This is a genomic window from Mizugakiibacter sp., assembly GCF_039680435.1.
Taxonomy (GTDB): Bacteria; Pseudomonadota; Gammaproteobacteria; order Xanthomonadales; family Rhodanobacteraceae; genus Mizugakiibacter.
On the sequence record NZ_JBDKSX010000002.1, the window covers coordinates 1 to 15,960 of the forward strand.

Sequence of the window (15,960 nt, forward strand, 5' to 3'; positions counted from 1 at the left end):
AGCGTGCCGCGCATTGGCCGACATGGCTGCACCAGTACAACTGGCACCGTCCCCACGCCAGTCTCGGTTACCAGCCGCCGATCACCCGCATCGGCATGAACAACCTGTTGGGTTTACACAGCTAGCCGCGCAGCAGCAGCACCGTCCAGTACACCGCGATCGCCATCTGCACGGCGAACGCGGTGAAGCGCGCGTTGACCGCCCACACGCGGGTCGAGGCGAGGTGGATCGACGACTGCGCGATGCGCGCGGCGAGCAGCCACCACGCCAGCGGATCGGTCACGCCGCTGCGGCCGCCGACGATGGCGACCACCAGCAGGCCGCCGAAGATCGGCAGGCCTTCGAGGCAATTGGCGTGCGCCCGCGCCAGCCGCTGCATGAAGGGCGACAGGTTGGCGTTGTCCGGCGTGAAGGCGTTGGAGGCGACGCGGCCGAGCAGCACCAGCCGCGAGCGCAGCACCTCCATCAGGACCAACAACGCCAGGGTCCAGGCAATCAGCCCGGTCAGCACCGCAAGCGAAGCACTCGTCATGGCTCTCCCCTTTCGCGACCTGTCGCCGCTCCTGCCGGAGCGGGCCGGCGCGCCCCCGCGGCCGGCGGACCCGATGCTATCGCGGCCGCGATGCCGCGTGCGCGGCAGCCTGCCCGGCGGTCTAACATAGCCCCGCAAGGCCGGCCGTGCGGGCCGGCCCCAGCCATTGCGGAGGCACCATGCGCAGCGTGCACGACTGGTTCGGCGGCTACAGCGCGGACCACCAGAACCCGACCAACCGCGCGATCCACTGGGTGTGCGTGCCGGCGATCCTGTGGTGCGTGATCGCGGCGCTGTGGACGCTGCCGGTGATCCCGTCGCTGATGCGGCCCGGCTTCTGGGCGTTCGCCGCGATGTTCGGCGCGTTCCTGTTCTATTTCCGGCTGTCGCGCGCGCTCGGCGTGGCGATGGCGCTGGCGTTCGTCGCCTTCGGCCTGCTCAGCGCGGCGCTGTACGACGCGCTGGGGCCGGCGCACCTGCTGTGGCTGGCGAGCGGCGGGTTCGTGATCGCCTGGATCGGCCAGTTCGTCGGCCACGCCATCGAGGGCCGCCGCCCCTCGTTCCTCACCGACCTCGCCTACCTGCTGATCGGCCCGGCCTGGCTGATGGGCAAGCTGCTGCGGCGCGCCGGCATCGCCTACTGAACAGCGCGCCTCACGGCGCCGGCGGCCGGAAGCCGCGCGGCCGCACGCCGAGCAGGCGCTCGGCCTCGGCGTTGTCGGCGATCAGGTCGGACTGCAGCCGCGACAGCGGCCCGCGCAGGCGCGGCAGCATTGCCGCCGCCACGCGCTGCGCCCACGCCGGCACGAACAGCGGCAGCGTCCAGGTCGGCACGCTCGCGCGCACGCGCGCGAACATCGCCGCGGCGGTCAGGCGCTCGCCGCCGCCGAACGCCAGCACGCGGCCGGCGCTTTCGGGGCGATCCAGCGCGGCCAGCACGGCCAGCGCGAGGTCGTCGGCGTGCACCGGCTGGCGCAAACCTGCCGCCGCCGGCAGCGGGAACGCGTGCCAGCGCGCGGCGCGGCGCGCCAGCGGGGTGATGCTCTTGTCGCTGCCGGCGCCGTAGATCAGGGTCGGGCGCAGCACCGTCCAGGCGAGCCCGAGCGCCTCGCAGCGCGCGGCGAGGCGGCGCTCGGCGTCGGCCAGCACGCCGGCGATGGCGCGCTCGGCCGGATCAGGCGAGGCGCGCTTGCTGTCCGCGCTCATCGACGACAGCGCGACCACGCGCGGCCGGCCGTCGAACGTCGCGCGTTCCAGCCACGATACGAAGTGGTGCACCGGGCCGAGGCTGACCAGCGCCGCGGCGCCGCGCGGCACCGGCACGGCGTCCGGCAGCGTGCCTTGCCGCCAGCGCACGCCGTCGGCGTCGGCGTGCGCGTCGCGGCTGACCGCGCACACGTCGGCGCCGCGCGCGACCAGGCGCGGCAGCAGGAAGCGGCCGACCTGGCCGCTGGCGCCGAACACGAGATGGGTCATGCGAGCGTGCTTCCGTCCGGGGCGCGCGGTGAAGCGCGCGGCGAACGCCTATCGTAGCCGACGCGCGGTCGAGCCGAACGCGAGGAAGCCCCGCCGGGCGAAGCAAGCGGGCATCCGTTTCGGTACTGCTGCGGGCGCGGCCAGCGCTTCGCGCGCAGGCGCATGCCTCCCGGCGACGCCGGCGCCCGCTTAACGTCTCGCTGCGCGCGACGCGCGTAGCCTATACCGCCCGGGTCTCTTCGTGCCTGCCGCCATGACCCTGCGCTGCCTGTTCGTCGACTTCAACAGCTATTTCGCCTCCGTCGAGCAGCAGGAGAATCCGGCGCTGCGCGGGCGCCCGGTCGGCGTGGTGCCGGTGGAGGCGGACAGCACCTGCTGCATCGCCGCCAGCGTCGAGGCGAAGCGGCACGGCGTCGGCACCGGCACGCTGGCGCGCGATGCGCGCCGGCTGTGCCCCGGCATCGAACTGGTGCTGGCGCGGCCGGCGCTGTACGTGGCCTGGCACCATCGGCTGCTGGCCGCGATCGACCGCGTGATCCCGCTCGGCGTGATCGGCTCGATCGACGAGGTCGCCTGCGAGCTGACCGGCAGCCAGCGCCGGCGCGACCGCGCCGAGGCGCTGGCGCGCGCGGTCAAGGCCGAGATCCGCCGCGAAACCGACGACGGCGCGATCCGCTGCTCGATCGGCATCGCGCCGAACGCGCTGCTGGCCAAGACCGCCTCCGACATGCAGAAGCCGGACGGCCTGGTGGTGATCGAACAGGCCGACCTGCCGCAGGCGCTGCACGCGCTGGAACTGCGCGACCTGTGCGGCATCGGCGCGGCGATGGAAGCGCGCCTGCACGCGCACGGCATCCGCACCATGGCGCAGCTCGCCGCCGCCGGCAAGCTCGCGCTGCGCCGCGCCTGGGGCAGCATCGAAGGCGAGCGCATGTGGGCGCAGTTGCGCGGCGAGTGGCTGCCGCCGCGCGCCAGCGAGCGCGGCTCGGTCGGCCATTCGCACGTGCTGCCGCCGGAGCTGCGCACGCCGCAGGGCGCGCAGGCGGTGGCGAAGAAGCTGCTGGTCAAGGCGGCGCAGCGGCTGCGCGGCTACGGGCTGCTGGCCGGCGCACTGGCGCTGCGCGTGCGCCTGCTCGGCACCGACGCGCGCCTGGAGGCCGACCTCGAATTCGACCCCACCGACGACAGCCGCACGCTGCTGCACATGCTGGCGCGCATGTTCGACGCGCGCGCGCTGCCGCGGCGCGCGCGGCCGCTGTCGGTCAGCGTGACCCTGCACCGCGTGGTCGAGCGCGCGCACAGCTCGCGCTCGCTGTTCGACGACGGCCGCGCCGGCGACGCGCTGAACGCGGTTCTCGACCGCATCAACCGCCGCTACGGCCACAACACGCTGTACTTCGGCGGCATGCACGCGGCGCTGGACGCGGCGCCGATGCGCATCCCGTTCAGCCGCATTCCGGAGGTCGACGTCGAGCGCGACGCCGATCACGAGCTGTGGCTGAAGCGCGCCAACCAGGCCAGGGTGCTGGCCGAGGGCGAGCACCGCCGGGCCGCTTCGCCGCCCCGCGCCGGCACGCGGCGCGACGGCGGCGATGCTAAGCTGCCGCGGTCCGGTTCCGGGGAGGATCGCGCATGATCGCTCGCGTCTGGCGCGGCATCACGCTGAAAGAACAGGCGGACGCCTACCTCGAACACCTGCGGCAGACCGCGCTGCCGTCGCTGGCGCAGCAGCCCGGCCAGCGCGGCGCCTACGTGCTGCGCCGCGTGCAGGGCGAACGCTGCGAATTCCAGATCATCTCGCTGTGGGATTCGCTGGAAGCGATCGGCGCCTGGACCGGCGGCGATCCGAACCGCTCGGTGTACTACCCCGAGGACGAGCGGTTCCTGCTCGACATGGAACCGCTGGTGCGCCACTACGAGATCGCCGACGCGCTGCCGGCCGCCGCGCTGTCGGCGGCGCCCGGGGCAGCCTGAGCGACGCGCCCGGCAACGAACGCCTGTCTCCGTTCCCCACGCCGGCGCGAGGGGAAAGGAATGAGGGACGTCCCGTTTGCAGCGTGCGCTATGGCGCGTTCGGGGTGTCGTCGTCGCTGGCCGCGTAGCGCAGCAGTTTCCAGATCAGCGCCGCGGCGATCAGCATCAGGCCGACGGTGAGGTTGAGGCCGTACATCGCGTGCAGCACCGGGTTCTGCAGCGCGGCGCCCCCCTGCACGAGGAACACGATCAGCTCGGCCAGCGTGCAGAAGCCGCTCAACGCCAGCGCGAAGTTGAGCGCGATGCGCTGGAAGCGCGGCACCGAGGCGAACTGGCGCACGCCGACGTAAAACGCGAGGTACGGCAGCGCGAACCACAGCGCATCCAGGCCGTCGCCGATCGCGAACGCGCCCGCGATCGCCAGCGCGCCCATCGCGAACAGCAGGCGCACGCCGTGGCGGCCGATCCAGTCTTCGCGCGTCGGCGTCGCGTCCATGCTCATTTGCGCTTCGGCATGTACAGGTCGGTGATGGTGCCTTCGTAGACCTCGGCCGCCATGCCCACCGACTCGCTGAGCGTCGGATGCGGGTGGATGGTCAGGCCGATGTCGGCGGCCTCCGCGCCCATCTCGATCGCCAGCGCCAGTTCGGAGATCAGGTCGCCGGCGTGCACGCCGACGATGCCGGCGCCGATCACGCGGTGCGTGGCCTCGTCGAACAGCAGCTTGGTGAAGCCTTCGGTGCGGTCGATGCCGACCGCGCGGCCGGACGCCGACCACGGGAACTTGCCGACGCCGTAGGCGATGCCCTTGTCCTTGGCCTCGCGCTCGGTCAGGCCAACCCAGGCCACTTCCGGGTCGGTGTAGGCCACCGACGGGATCACGCGCGCGACGAACTCGCGCTTGAGGCCGGCGGCGACTTCCGCCGCCACCTTGCCCTCGTGCGTCGCCTTGTGCGCCAGCATCGGATTGCCGACGATGTCGCCGATCGCGAAGATGTGCGGCACGTTGGTGCGCATCTGCGCATCGACCGGGATGAAGCCGCGCTCGCTGACGGCGACGCCGGCCGCTTCCGCACCGATCTTCCTGCCGTTGGGCGCGCGGCCCACCGCCACCAGCACGCGGTCGAAGAACTGCGGCTGCGGCGCGTTCTCGCCCTCGAAGGTGGCCTTCAGTCCCTTCTTCTCCGCCTCGACCCTGGCCACCTTGGTCTTGAGGTGCACGCCGCCGTAGCGCTTGCCGAGGCGCTGCGCCAGCGGCCGCACCAGGTCGGCATCGGCGCCCGGCATCAGCTGATCGGCCATCTCGACCACGGTGACCTCGCTGCCCAGCGCGTCGTACACGCAGGCCATCTCCAGGCCGATGATGCCGCCGCCGACCACCAGCAGGCGCTTGGGCACGTCGGCCAGCATCAGCGCGTCGGTGGAGTCCATCACGCGCGGGTCGTCCCAGGGGAAGCCCGGCAGCTTCAGCGCCTGCGAGCCGGCGGCGATGATCGCCTGCTCGAAGCGGATCAGCTGCGTGCCGTCCTTGCCCTGCACCTCCAGCTCGTGCGGCGAAACGAAGGTGCCGGTGCCCTGCACCACGCGCACCTTGCGCTGCTTCGCCATCATCACGATGCCGCCGGTCGGCTTGGCGACGACGGCGTCCTTGAATGCGCGCAGCTTGGCGAGATCGATCTTCGGCGCGCCGAACTCGACGCCGTGCGCGGCCATGCCGCGCGCTTCCTCGATCGTCGCGGCGGCGTGCAGCAACGCCTTCGACGGGATGCAGCCGACGTTGAGGCAGACGCCGCCGAGGCTGGGATAGCGCTCGACCAGCACGGTGTCGAGGCCGAGGTCGGCGGCGCGGAACGCGGCGGTGTAGCCGCCCGGACCGGAGCCCAGCACCAGCATGCGGCACTCGAGGTCGGCCTTGCGGCCGGTTTCGCGTGCGGCCGCGGGGGCCGCAACAGCTTGGCTCCCTCTCCCGCTGGCGGGAGAGGGCTGGGGTGCGGGTGGAGGCGTCTGCGCGGCAGGCGCCTGCGGCGCCGCCCCCTCACGCCGACCCTCTCCCCGCTGGGGAGAGGGAGCAACGGCAGCCGCCGGCTGCGCGGCCTCGGCCGCACCGGTCTCCAGCACCGCGATCAGCGTGCCCTGCGAGACGGTGTCGCCGACCTTGACCTTCAGCTCCTTGACGGTGCCGGCCGCGCCGGACGGCACTTCCATCGTGGCCTTGTCGGATTCCAGCGTGACCAGGCCCTGGTCCTTCTTCACCGTGTCGCCCGGCTTGACCAGCACCTCGATCACCGGCACGTCGCTGTGGCCGCCGATGTCCGGAACCTTGACCTCGATCGTGCTCATCGGCGCATCCTCACAGCATCGTGCGGCGCAGGTCGGCCAGCAGCGTGCCGAGGAAGGTGGTGAAGCGCGCGGCGGCGGCGCCGTCGATCACGCGGTGGTCGTAGGACAGCGACAGCGGCAGCATCAGCCGCGGTGCGAACGCCTTGCCGTCCCACACCGGCTTCATGTAGCTCTTCGACACGCCGAGGATCGCCACCTCCGGCGCGTTGATGATCGGCGTGAACGCGGTGCCGCCGATGCCGCCCAGCGAGGAGATCGAGAAGCAGCCGCCCTGCATCTGCTCCGGCTTCAGCTTGCCCTCGCGCGCCAGCGCGGCCAGCTCGGCGGTCTCGCGCGCGATCTCCAGCACGCCCTTGCGATCGGCGTCGCGGATCACCGGCACCACCAGCCCGTTCGGCGTGTCGGCGGCGAAGCCGATGTGGAAATACTTCTTGTAGACCAGGTTCTCGCCGTCCAGCGAGCTGTTGAACTCGGGGTACTTCGCCAGCGCCGCGACGCAGGCCTTGATCAGGAAGGCCAGCATGGTGACCTTGACGCCGGCCTTCTCGTTCTCCCTGTTCAGGCGGACGCGGAAGGCCTCGAGGTCGGTGATGTCGGCCTCGTCGTGCTGGGTGACGTGCGGGATCATCGCCCAGTTGCGCGCCAGGTTGGCGCCGGCGATCTTCTTGATGCGCGACAGCGGCTTCGATTCCACCGCGCCGAACCTGGCGAAGTCGACCTGCGGCCAGGGCAGCAGGTTGAGGCCGCCGCCCGTCGCAACCGCGCCGCCGCCGGCCAGCGCCTGCTTGACGAAGGCCTGCACGTCCTCGCGGACGATGCGGTTGCCGCGTCCGGAGCCGCGCACCGCGGCGAGGTCGACGCCCAGCTCGCGCGCGAACGTGCGCACCGCCGGGCTGGCGTAGGGCACCTTGCCGGGCAGCACGCGGTCGGCGTCGAACGCGACCGGCGGCGTGCGCGGACCGCCGCTGGCGGGGGCGGCCGGCGCCGCAACGGGTGCGCCCGGCGTCGGCGCCGCGACGGGTGCGGCAGGCGCCGCCGGGGTGGGTGCGGCGGTCGCCGTCGGCGCGTCGGCCCTGGCCGGCTGCGCGGCCGGCGCGCCTTCGGCGGCCTCGATCAGCGCGACCACGCTGCCCGTCGCCACGGTGTCGCCCACCTTCAGCCGGATTTCCTTGACCACGCCCGCGAACGGCGCCGGCACTTCCATCGTCGCCTTGTCGGATTCCAGCGTGACCAGGCCCTGGTCCTTCTTCACGCTGTCGCCGGGCTGCACCAGCACCTCGATCACCGGCACGTCCGTATGGTTGCCGATGTCCGGAACCTTGGCTTCGCGAATCTCCGGCATTGCTGCCTCCCGGTGGTCTTGGTGGGGGTCCAAGCTGCCAAGTTTCGCCGATTTCGCCGCTTGCCGTCATGTCCCGGTAGTCGTCGCTGCGCGCACGCCGGCGCACGGCTACAGTGGCGCGTCCATCCGACATGGGGAAACATCATGCTGCGCACGCTCTGCCTCGCCCTGCTGTTTGCCTCCACCGCGGCCGCCGCCGCGGACGCGCCGGCGGTACCGCCGCCGCAACGCATCGCGGTGAAGGCCGCGCACTGGATCGACGCCGAAGCCGGCCGCATGCGCGGCGCGGTGGTGGTGGTGATCGAAGGCGACCGCATCAAGGAAGTGCGCGAGGACGGCCAGGCGCCGGCCGACGCCAAGCTGGTCGACCTCGGCGGCGCCACCCTGCTGCCCGGCCTGATCGACGTGCACACGCACCTGACCTCCGACCCGACCGAGATCAAGGGCGACTACTACGAGTCCGTGCTCAAGCGCAGCGCGATCGACAGCGCGATCCTCGCCCACCTCTACGCCAAGCGCACGCTCGACGCCGGCTTCACCACCGTGCGCAACGTCGGCGCCGACGACTACGTCGACGTCGCCCTGCGCAACGCGATCGACCGCGGCGACATCCCCGGCCCGCGCATGCTGGTCTCCGGTCCGGCGATCGGCGCCACCGGCGGCCACGCCGACGACACCACCGGCTACTCGCCGTGGATCGAATTCCACGGCGTCAACGGCGTCGCCGACGGCGTCGACGCGGTGCGCCTGAAGGTGCGCGAGAACGTCAAGAACGGCGCCGACGTGATCAAGTTCATGGCCAGCGCCGGCGTGCTCAGCGCGGAGACCTCGGTCGGCGCGCCGCAGTACACGCAGGAGGAGATGAACGCGCTGGTCGACGAGGCGCACCGCTGGGGCAAGAAGGTGGCCGCGCATGCGCACGGCGCCGAGGCGATCAAGATGGCGATCCGCGCCGGCGTCGATTCGGTCGAGCACTGCAGCATGATCGACGCCGAGGGCCTGAAGCTGGCCAAGCAGCGCGGCACCTGGCTCGACTTCGACGTCTACAACGACGACTACATCCTCGCCGAGTACGCCAAGAAGGGCTTCCCGGCCAGCACCGTCGAGAAGGAGAAACTGGTCGGCCGCCTGCAGCGCGAGAACTTCCGCCGCGCCGTGCAGGCCGGCGAGAAGATGGCCTTCGCCACCGACGCCGGCGTCTATCCGCACGGCTGGAACGGCAAACAGTTCGCCAAGATGGTCGAGTGGGGCATGACGCCGATGCAGGCGATCCAGGCCGCCACCTGGAACGCCGCCGACCTGCTCGGCTGGCGCGACCGCGTCGGCGCGATCAAGCCGGGGCTGTACGCCGACCTGGTCGCGGTGGACGGCGATCCGCTGCAGGACGTCTCGGTCCTCGAGCACGTCGGCTTCGTGATGAAGGGCGGCGCGGTCGACAAGGACGCGCTACGCTGAACGCATGAACCGCGCCGCGCCCGTCCACGCCGCCGAGCGCGTCGCCGTGGACGGCCGCGGCGACGCGGCGGCGCGCGCGCGGCGCCGCACCTTCCTGCTGACCTTGGTGGTGGTCGCCACGGCCATCGGGCTGCTCAGCTTCGGCCACCGCGCGCTGGACGACGTCACCGTCGGCCACGGCGGCCGCTTCGGCACGCTGCTGATCGAGGAAACCACCGGCGCCTACACCGCGGCGCTGCTGCTGCTGCCGGTGATCGCCTGGGCGCGGCGCCACCCGCTCGTGCGCGGCACGATGTTGCGGGCGCTGGCCGCGCACGCGGCCGGCGTCGTGCTGTTCTCGCTGGCGCACACCAGCCTGCTGTGGGCCAGCCGCTCGCTGGTGTTCGCCCTGCTCGGGCTCGGCCGCTACGACTACGGCGACCTGCCGTGGCGTTACGCGATGGAGCTGCCCAACGACGTGATCATCTACGCGCTGATGATCGGCCTGACCTGGCTCGCCGACCGCCTGCGCGTCAACCGCGAGCGCGAACTGCGCGCCGCGCGGCTGGAAGCGGCGCTGGCCGAATCGCGCCTCGACGCGCTGCGCCTGCAGCTCGCGCCGCACTTCCTGTTCAACTCGCTGAACGCGGTGGCGGCGACCATGTACGACAGCCCGCGCGCCGCCGACGAGATGCTGGCGCGCCTCGGCGACCTGCTGCGCGCCACGCTGGCCAGCAACCCCGGCAACGAGCACGCGCTGGCCGAGGAACTGCGCCTGCTCGAGCTTTACCTCGACATCCAGCGCGCGCGCTTCGGCGCGCGGCTGGAGGTGCGCGTGGACGTGCCGGCGGAGCTGGCCGCGGCGCGCGTGCCGTTCCTGCTGCTGCAGCCGCTGGTCGAGAACGCGATCGAGCACGGCGCGGATCCGGCCGACGGCCGCGCCCGCGTCGTGATCGGCGCGCGCCGCGACGGCGACGCGCTGGAACTCGGCGTGCGCGACCACGGCGCCGGCCCGCGCGCTTCGGCGCGCGGCGGCCACGGCATCGGCCTCGCCAACACGCGCGCGCGGCTGGCCGCAATGTACGGCGAGGCCGCCCGCTTCGAGCTGGCGGCAGCCGAAGGCGGCGGCAGCGTCGCCCGCGTGCGCCTGCCGCTGCGCCGCGCGGAGGCCTGAGGTGCCGCGCGTGCTGATCGCCGACGACGAGGCGCCGGCACGCGCCAAGCTGCGCCGCTATCTCGCCGAAGCGCCCGACTTCGAGGTGGTCGGCGAGGCCGACGGCGGCCGCAGCGCGCTCGAGCAGGTGGCGGCGCTGAAACCGGACGTGCTGTTCCTCGACGTGCAGATGCCCGACATCGACGGCTTCGGCGTGGTCGAGGCGCTGCCGGCGGACGCGCTGCCGCGCATCGTGTTCGTCACCGCGCACGACGCCTATGCGCTGCGCGCCTTCGAGGTGCACGCCTTCGACTACCTGCTGAAGCCGGTCAGCCCGCAGCGCTTCGCCGCGCTGCTGGCGCGGCTGCGCGCCGACGCGGCGCCCGCCAGGACCGGCGACGCCGAGACGCGGCTGGCGGCGCTGCTGGAGGCGCTGCCGCAGCCGCAGCGCTACGCCGCGCACCTGCTGCTCGAGGACGGCGGCCGCGCGCGCTTCGTCGAGGTCGAGCGCATCGACCGCATCGAAGCCGACCGCAACTACCTCGTGGTGCACGCCGAGGGCCGAAGCCACCGCCTGCGCGGCACGCTGGAGCGCATGGCCGCGCGGCTGGACCCGGCGCGCTTCCTGCGCGCCAACCGCTCCACGCTGGTGCGCATCGCCGCGGTGCGCGAGGTGACGCCCTGGCCGGACGGCGAATACCGCCTGCTGCTCGGCGACGGCAGCCGCGTCACCTGGACGCGCCGCTACGTCGACGCCGCGCCGCCCAGCCTGTTGCTGCGCCCATAGCGGCGGCGCGGCACCGCTGCAACGCGACAGCACGATCGCCCCGGCAGCGCCGTTCTTGTCTCCCTCTCCCCCGCGGGGAGGGGGGAGAGGGGAAGAGCAATACTGCGTCATCCTGCTCGCGCCGCACCCTCGCCGTGCGATCACGGCGAGGACCGTCCGCGCGCATTCGTCCCGCGTGCCATCTTGTCTCCCTCTCCCCAGCGGGGAGAGGGTGGGAAACAAGCAGCTTCGTGGAATGCGGCAGATGAATCGCCCTGCGCTGCCTTTCCAGCACATGCGCAGTCTCCCAGGCGTCCCGCTCCATCCCCGGCGCCCTCGCCTTCGTCCCAGCCGCCCCGGCTTTCGTCCCCGCGGCCGTGGCCGCACGCGCACGGCGCATCGACAGTGGCGGCGTCCAACGCCGGAGTCCCGCCATGCGCCACGACGACCTCACCGTGCGCGAAGGATTCGCCATCGCCGCCGCCCGCACCGATGCCGAAGCCGGAGGCGGCCCGACGTCCACCCATCGCGACGGTGGAGGCGCTGCCGACCCGGTTGCGACGCCATCCGCGTCGCCCATCGCGACCGCACCGCGCGCCGGCGACGGCAAGGCGCCCGCCACCGCGCCGCCACGCCGCTACGACCTCGACTGGCTGCGCGTGCTGGTCGTGCTGGCGCTGCTGCTGTTCCACAGCGGCATGCCGTTCGTCGCCGAATGGGATTGGCACATCAAGAACGCCGAGACCAGCTCGCTCTTCACCGAATGGATGTACTTCCTGTCGCGCTGGCGCATGGCGCTGCTGTTCCTGATCTCCGGCGTCGGCACCTGGTTCGCGCTGGGCTCGCGCGGCGGCACGGGCTACCTGCGCGAGCGCGCCACGCGTCTGCTGCTGCCGCTGCTGTTCGGCATGCTGGTGGTGGTGCCGCCGCAGATCTACATGGAACGACTGACGCAGGGCGTACCGTACGCGAACTACCTGCAGTTCTGGCCCAGCATCTTCGACCTGGTGCCGTATCCGCAGGGCAACACCAGTTGGCACCACTTGTGGTTCGTCGCCTACCTGTTCTGCTATTCGGCGCTGCTGCTGCCGCTGTTCCTGTGGCTGCGCGGCGAACGCGGCGCGCGTGCGCTGGCGCGGCTGCGCGCCGGCCTGCACGGCTGGCGGCTGCTGCTGCTCGCCGCGCCGCTGGCCGCGGCGCATGCGCTGTACCTGTGGTTCCCGGAGACGCACGACCTGGCGCACGACCCGGCGACGTTCGCGTACTACCTGGCGTTCTTCGCCTACGGCTTCCTGCTCGGCCGCGACGAGGGCGTGTGGTCGGCGATCGAGCGCTACCGCTGGCACGCGCTGCGGCTGGCGTTCTTCGCCCTGGTCGCGCTCGACTACCTGCGCTGGAACAAGCTCGAACCGGGCGACGGCAACCTGCTTGGCATGTTGGGCGAATCGTCGCTGTCGGCGCTGAACGCGTGGTGCTGGGTGCTGGCGGTGCTCGGCTTCGGCAAGCGCTGGCTGAACCGCGACAACGCGCTGCGCCGCTATGCCACCGAAGCGGTGTATCCCTTCTACATCCTGCACCAGACGGTGATCGTGGTGATCGCCTACTACGTCGTGCAGGTGCCGGACGAGTCGATCCTCGGCAAGTGGCTGTTCCTGGTGGCCGCCTCGTTCGCGGCGACGATGGGGCTGTACGAGTTCGCGGTGCGGCCGTACCGCCTCGTGCGCCCGCTGTTCGGCCTGAAGCCCCACGGCGGCACGTTTGGCCACGGCAACGCGGCGTGAGCGGTGCGCGACATGGACCGCGCCGGCCGCGCCTTGGCCCTCGCGCTGCTGAGCGGAGCGCTGCTGGCGGCGGCGCTCCCGGAACCGCCGCCGGTGGCCGCATCGCCTGCGCTGCACGCGACCTGGCGCGCACTGGCGCGGCTTGGCGCGGCGTCCGGCGGATGGCCGCTGGCGGCGCTGCGCGAGGGCGCCGCGCTACCTCGGCGCCTCGCCCTGCACGTGGCGCACGGTCAGCTCGCGCTGCGGGAACGGGATGCTGATGCCCTCGGCGTCGAAGCGCTCCTTGATCGCGCGCAGCAGGCCGGTCTGCACGTTCCACACGTCGGTGGTGCGCACCCATGCGCGGATGCACAGGTCGACGCTGCTCTCGGCCAGCCGCTGCACGGCGACGTCGGGCGCGGGATCGCGCAGGATGCGCGGATCGGCCTCGATCAGCGCGCGCACCGCCGCCGCCGCGCGGCCGATGTCGTCGCCGTAGCCGATGCCGACGACCAGCTCGATGCGGCGCGTGCCGCGCCGGTTGAAGTTGATGATCGCGTCCGAGCCGACCTTGGCGTTCGGCACCGCCGCCTCGCGGTTGTCGGGCAGGATCAGCGCGGTGTACATCAGGTCGACGCGCTCGACCGTGCCCGTCAGGCCGGCCACCTGCACGACATCGCCGGCGCGGAACGGGCGGAACAGGATCAGCAGCGCGCCCCAGGCCAGGTTCGACAGCGAGCCCTGCAGGGCCAGGCCGATGGCGAGGCCGGCGGCGCCCAGCGCGGCGATCAGCGAGGTGGTCGGCAGCCCGGCGAAGTCCAGCGTCGCCACCGCCAGCACGGCGATCAGCATGCCGTACAGCAGGTTGCGCAGGAAGCCGGTCAGCGTCGGATCGACGCGCGCGCGCTCCATCGCGCGGCGCAGCAGGTTGGCGAGGCGCGCGGCCAGCCACGCGCCGGCCAGCAGCACCAGCAGCGCGGCCACGCCGCGCAGCGCGTAGTGCAGGGCCTCGTGCGGCAAGTCGGGAAAACCGATGCGCTTGAGGAAATCGGTCATGGCGGCGTGCGGACGGTAGCGTGCGGCCTGCAAGCCTACCATCGGCGCGGCGCTTCCTAGTGGCCGCTTTCCTCGATCCCCACCACTCTGCCCTCGGACACGGTGATGGTCACGACCTTGTCGCCGACCCGGTACTGCCAGCGCTCGCCGCGCGCGGCGCCGAACACGTTCTCGACCGGCTCGATGTAGTCCGGCTTGCCGGCGATCTCCAGCACGCGCGTTGCCGAATCGCCCACCGTGATCACGCGATTGCCGAAGCGGATCGTGCCGGACGCCGCGGCGGCGGACATCGCGAGGCACAGCACTCCGCCCAAACACCACTGCGGGATGCGAAGCATGGCCGTCTCCCTGTCGAGAGGACGGCCCCATCATAGCGCCGCGGTTCCGGCCGTGCGGAATCGACGTATGCTGCGCCCCTTTCCGATCAGGGAGCCCGCCATGTACACGCTCCACTACAGCCCCGGCAGCGCCGCCATGCTGGTGCACCTCGTGCTGCTGGAAACCGGTGCGCCGCACGTGTTGACGCGGGTCGACCTCGAGGCGGGCGAGCAGCGCAGCCCGGCCTATCTCACGCTGAATCCGCACGGCAAGGTGCCGACGATGATCGTCGACGGCGCCCCGTACGCCGAAGCGGCGGCGCTGGCGATGCTGCTGGCCGAGCGCCATCCCGAGGCGCAACTCGCACCCGCCGCGGGCGAGCCGGCGCGCGCCGCCTACCTGCAGTGGATGTTCCACCTGGCCAACGCGCTGCAGCCGGCATTCCGCTTGTGGTTCTACCCGCACGACGGCGGCAGCGACGCCGCCGCGGTGAAAGACGCCGCGCGTGCGCGCATCGAGGCGGAATGGACGCACCTCGACGCGCATCTCGGCCGGCACGGCCCGCACCTGCTGGGCGCGCAGCCCAGCGTCGCCGATTTCTACGCCACCATGCTGATGCGCTGGTCGCGCAACATGCCGAAACCCGCGACCGCGTGGCCGCACCTCGCCGCGCTGGCCGCTCGCGTCAAGGCGCGGCCGGCGTGGAAGCGACTCTGCGAAATCGAGGGGCTGGCCGACTGGGCGTGACGCGCGCGCCGCGCGCGAAGCGCAGGCCGTCGGCATCGACGCCGAGCGCGCAGTCGCCGTCGGCGCGGCAATCACGGAACGCATCGTCGCCGGCGCGCGCGACGGCCGCGCAGCCGAGCATGACCAGCAGTGCGATCGCGGATTTCCCGGCGGATCCCCGCGCAACGACTGCGCGCGGGATGCGCGGCTGCGCGCCAGGGCTCAAGCGCGCCCCTTCAGCGTGCGATCTCGATCAACTGCAGCGGCCCGCCGGGCAGGCGCGCGCCGATGCCGGCTTCCAGCCGGTCCAGCTCGCGCAGCGTCGGGCACAGCCTGCGCGCGTCCGGTTCCAGCGTCCGCAAGCGCGCGCGGATGCGCGCTTCCAGCTCCGGCTGCAGGTCGGCGGCACGGTCCTTCAGCGCGGCGGCGCCGGCGAGGTCGCCCTGCATGGCGAGATCCAGCGCCTGTTGCGCGACGTCGGCGCCGACGATCGGCAGGACGTCGGCGGCGACGTTCTGCGCGTAGGTGTCCAGCGCCTCGCCCTGCCAGTCCTTGGTGCTGGTGCTGGCGGCGATGCGCGCCTTCAGCTCGCGCGTGCGCGCGGCCAGGCGCGCATCGAACTGCGGATCGGCGGCGGCCGCGGGCGCGATCGAGGCGACCTGCGCGCGCACCGCCTGCGCGGCGAGATCGGCGCCACGTTCGGCCAGCGTCTTCACCTGCGGCACCAGCGTGCGCACGTTGCGCTCGAACAGCGCGACGCGGTCGCTGTCCTCGGCGTTCAACGCCGCCGGCGCGCCGTCGACGCGCAGCCGGCCGTCGCGCATTTCCACCCGCCGCGGCGCCGGCGCGGCGCGCTCGAAGGTCAGGCCGGAGCCGAGGGTGAGGTCGTAACTGCTGGCGGCGCGGCAGACGTTCCAGGCGGCATCGGCGTCCTGCGGCGACGCGGCGAGGACGGCGAGCAGCGGCAATGCGGCGAGGATCGGCATGGACATCACGCGGCATGAAGACGACGCAGGAGTAGCGCCGCGCGGCGGAATCCGTGCTGAACGCGCTGCCCGGGCGCGCGCCCGCGAGGCGAGCGCC

General features: G+C 72.6%; 16 protein-coding genes and 1 pseudogene. 9 read left to right on the top strand and 8 right to left on the bottom strand.

Going from position 1 to position 15,960, the window contains the following annotated elements:
- Window positions 1-125, top strand: a pseudogene (locus ABFC67_RS00170) (IS481 family transposase); the annotation flags it as partial.
- Here the strand turns inward: ABFC67_RS00170 and ABFC67_RS00175 are convergent.
- Window positions 122-532, bottom strand: a complete 411-nt coding sequence (locus ABFC67_RS00175) for an MAPEG family protein (RefSeq protein WP_346736016.1) — start codon at window positions 530-532, stop codon at window positions 122-124. The pseudogene ABFC67_RS00170 and the gene ABFC67_RS00175 overlap by 4 nt on opposite strands.
- Before the next feature lie 179 nt (window positions 533-711).
- Between ABFC67_RS00175 and ABFC67_RS00180 the strand changes: the two genes are divergently transcribed.
- Window positions 712-1,176, top strand: a complete 465-nt coding sequence (locus ABFC67_RS00180) for an Mpo1-like protein (RefSeq protein ID WP_346736017.1) — start codon at window positions 712-714, stop codon at window positions 1,174-1,176.
- Window positions 1,177-1,186: 10 nt separating this feature from the next.
- On the opposite strand, the gene ABFC67_RS00185 is transcribed toward ABFC67_RS00180, so the two are convergent.
- Complete coding sequence (locus ABFC67_RS00185) at window positions 1,187-2,008, bottom strand: NAD-dependent epimerase/dehydratase family protein (protein WP_346736018.1); 822 nt, start codon at window positions 2,006-2,008, stop codon at window positions 1,187-1,189.
- 241 nt (window positions 2,009-2,249) lie between these two features.
- Between ABFC67_RS00185 and ABFC67_RS00190 the strand changes: the two genes are divergently transcribed.
- Together ABFC67_RS00190 and ABFC67_RS00195 are read left to right on the top strand one after the other, a co-directional pair.
- A complete protein-coding gene (locus tag ABFC67_RS00190) occupies window positions 2,250-3,644 on the top strand; it encodes a hypothetical protein (protein WP_346736019.1) in 1,395 nt (464 codons plus the stop codon).
- On the top strand, window positions 3,641-3,982 hold the full coding sequence (locus ABFC67_RS00195) for an antibiotic biosynthesis monooxygenase (protein WP_346736020.1): 342 nt from the start codon (window positions 3,641-3,643) through the stop codon (window positions 3,980-3,982). The genes ABFC67_RS00190 and ABFC67_RS00195 overlap by 4 nt, the downstream gene beginning before the upstream one ends.
- Before the next feature lie 88 nt (window positions 3,983-4,070).
- Here the strand turns inward: ABFC67_RS00195 and ABFC67_RS00200 are convergent, their stop codons facing one another.
- The 3 genes from ABFC67_RS00200 to aceF are packed head-to-tail and all read right to left on the bottom strand — an operon-like array spanning window position 4,071 to window position 7,664.
- Complete coding sequence (locus ABFC67_RS00200; RefSeq protein ID WP_346736021.1) at window positions 4,071-4,484, bottom strand: hypothetical protein; 414 nt, start codon at window positions 4,482-4,484, stop codon at window positions 4,071-4,073.
- The gene (gene lpdA, locus ABFC67_RS00205; RefSeq protein WP_346736022.1) at window positions 4,481-6,322 is read right to left on the bottom strand and encodes a dihydrolipoyl dehydrogenase; all 1,842 of its coding nucleotides are present in this window, start codon (window positions 6,320-6,322) and stop codon (window positions 4,481-4,483) included. Before lpdA ends, ABFC67_RS00200 begins: the two co-directional genes overlap by 4 nt.
- A gap of 10 nt (window positions 6,323-6,332) precedes the next feature.
- Window positions 6,333-7,664, bottom strand: coding sequence for a dihydrolipoyllysine-residue acetyltransferase (aceF, locus tag ABFC67_RS00210; protein ID WP_346736023.1), 1,332 nt, complete (start codon window positions 7,662-7,664; stop codon window positions 6,333-6,335).
- Window positions 7,665-7,808: 144 nt separating this feature from the next.
- Here aceF and ABFC67_RS00215 point away from each other — a divergent pair, with 144 nt between their 5' ends.
- The 4 genes from ABFC67_RS00215 (at window position 7,809) to ABFC67_RS00230 (ending at window position 12,798) form a co-directional block, all read left to right on the top strand.
- Complete coding sequence (locus ABFC67_RS00215; RefSeq protein ID WP_346736024.1) at window positions 7,809-9,119, top strand: amidohydrolase family protein; 1,311 nt, start codon at window positions 7,809-7,811, stop codon at window positions 9,117-9,119.
- A gap of 4 nt (window positions 9,120-9,123) precedes the next feature.
- Window positions 9,124-10,272, top strand: coding sequence for a histidine kinase (locus ABFC67_RS00220; protein ID WP_346736025.1), 1,149 nt, complete (start codon window positions 9,124-9,126; stop codon window positions 10,270-10,272).
- 10 nt (window positions 10,273-10,282) lie between these two features.
- A complete protein-coding gene (locus tag ABFC67_RS00225) occupies window positions 10,283-11,038 on the top strand; it encodes a LytTR family DNA-binding domain-containing protein (RefSeq protein WP_346736026.1) in 756 nt (251 codons plus the stop codon).
- Window positions 11,039-11,451: 413 nt separating this feature from the next.
- Window positions 11,452-12,798, top strand: coding sequence for an acyltransferase family protein (locus ABFC67_RS00230; protein WP_346736027.1), 1,347 nt, complete (start codon window positions 11,452-11,454; stop codon window positions 12,796-12,798).
- A gap of 195 nt (window positions 12,799-12,993) precedes the next feature.
- Here the strand turns inward: ABFC67_RS00230 and ABFC67_RS00235 are convergent, their stop codons facing one another.
- Window positions 12,994-13,875: a mechanosensitive ion channel domain-containing protein gene (locus ABFC67_RS00235; protein ID WP_346736028.1), complete on the bottom strand. Its 882-nt coding sequence runs from the start codon at window positions 13,873-13,875 to the stop codon at window positions 12,994-12,996.
- 14 nt (window positions 13,876-13,889) lie between these two features.
- Window positions 13,890-14,171, bottom strand: coding sequence for a DUF2845 domain-containing protein (locus ABFC67_RS00240; RefSeq protein WP_346736029.1), 282 nt, complete (start codon window positions 14,169-14,171; stop codon window positions 13,890-13,892).
- A gap of 100 nt (window positions 14,172-14,271) precedes the next feature.
- On the opposite strand from ABFC67_RS00240, the gene ABFC67_RS00245 reads away from it, so the two are divergent.
- Complete coding sequence (locus tag ABFC67_RS00245) at window positions 14,272-14,898, top strand: glutathione S-transferase (protein ID WP_346736030.1); 627 nt, start codon at window positions 14,272-14,274, stop codon at window positions 14,896-14,898.
- A gap of 215 nt (window positions 14,899-15,113) precedes the next feature.
- Here the strand turns inward: ABFC67_RS00245 and ABFC67_RS00250 are convergent, their stop codons facing one another.
- Window positions 15,114-15,869, bottom strand: coding sequence for a DUF2884 family protein (locus tag ABFC67_RS00250; protein ID WP_346736031.1), 756 nt, complete (start codon window positions 15,867-15,869; stop codon window positions 15,114-15,116).
- Between the last annotated feature and the right edge of the window lie 91 nt (window positions 15,870-15,960).

What these genes read in the sequence shown, in the direction of transcription:
- ABFC67_RS00185 (WP_346736018.1), bottom strand. Translation starts at nt 2,008, where the DNA reads ATGACCCATCTCGTGTTCGGCGCCAGCGGCCAGGTCGGCCGCTTCCTG.
- ABFC67_RS00240 (WP_346736029.1), bottom strand. Translation starts at nt 14,171, where the DNA reads ATGCTTCGCATCCCGCAGTGGTGTTTGGGCGGAGTGCTGTGCCTCGCG.
- ABFC67_RS00175 (WP_346736016.1), bottom strand. Translation starts at nt 532, where the DNA reads ATGACGAGTGCTTCGCTTGCGGTGCTGACCGGGCTGATTGCCTGGACC.
- ABFC67_RS00220 (WP_346736025.1), top strand. Translation starts at nt 9,124, where the DNA reads ATGAACCGCGCCGCGCCCGTCCACGCCGCCGAGCGCGTCGCCGTGGAC.
- ABFC67_RS00245 (WP_346736030.1), top strand. Translation starts at nt 14,272, where the DNA reads ATGTACACGCTCCACTACAGCCCCGGCAGCGCCGCCATGCTGGTGCAC.
- lpdA (WP_346736022.1), bottom strand. Translation starts at nt 6,322, where the DNA reads ATGAGCACGATCGAGGTCAAGGTTCCGGACATCGGCGGCCACAGCGAC.
- ABFC67_RS00195 (WP_346736020.1), top strand. Translation starts at nt 3,641, where the DNA reads ATGATCGCTCGCGTCTGGCGCGGCATCACGCTGAAAGAACAGGCGGAC.
- ABFC67_RS00215 (WP_346736024.1), top strand. Translation starts at nt 7,809, where the DNA reads ATGCTGCGCACGCTCTGCCTCGCCCTGCTGTTTGCCTCCACCGCGGCC.
- ABFC67_RS00180 (WP_346736017.1), top strand. Translation starts at nt 712, where the DNA reads ATGCGCAGCGTGCACGACTGGTTCGGCGGCTACAGCGCGGACCACCAG.
- aceF (WP_346736023.1), bottom strand. Translation starts at nt 7,664, where the DNA reads ATGCCGGAGATTCGCGAAGCCAAGGTTCCGGACATCGGCAACCATACG.
- ABFC67_RS00200 (WP_346736021.1), bottom strand. Translation starts at nt 4,484, where the DNA reads ATGAGCATGGACGCGACGCCGACGCGCGAAGACTGGATCGGCCGCCAC.
- ABFC67_RS00230 (WP_346736027.1), top strand. Translation starts at nt 11,452, where the DNA reads ATGCGCCACGACGACCTCACCGTGCGCGAAGGATTCGCCATCGCCGCC.
- ABFC67_RS00250 (WP_346736031.1), bottom strand. Translation starts at nt 15,869, where the DNA reads ATGTCCATGCCGATCCTCGCCGCATTGCCGCTGCTCGCCGTCCTCGCC.
- ABFC67_RS00235 (WP_346736028.1), bottom strand. Translation starts at nt 13,875, where the DNA reads ATGGTAGGCTTGCAGGCCGCACGCTACCGTCCGCACGCCGCCATGACC.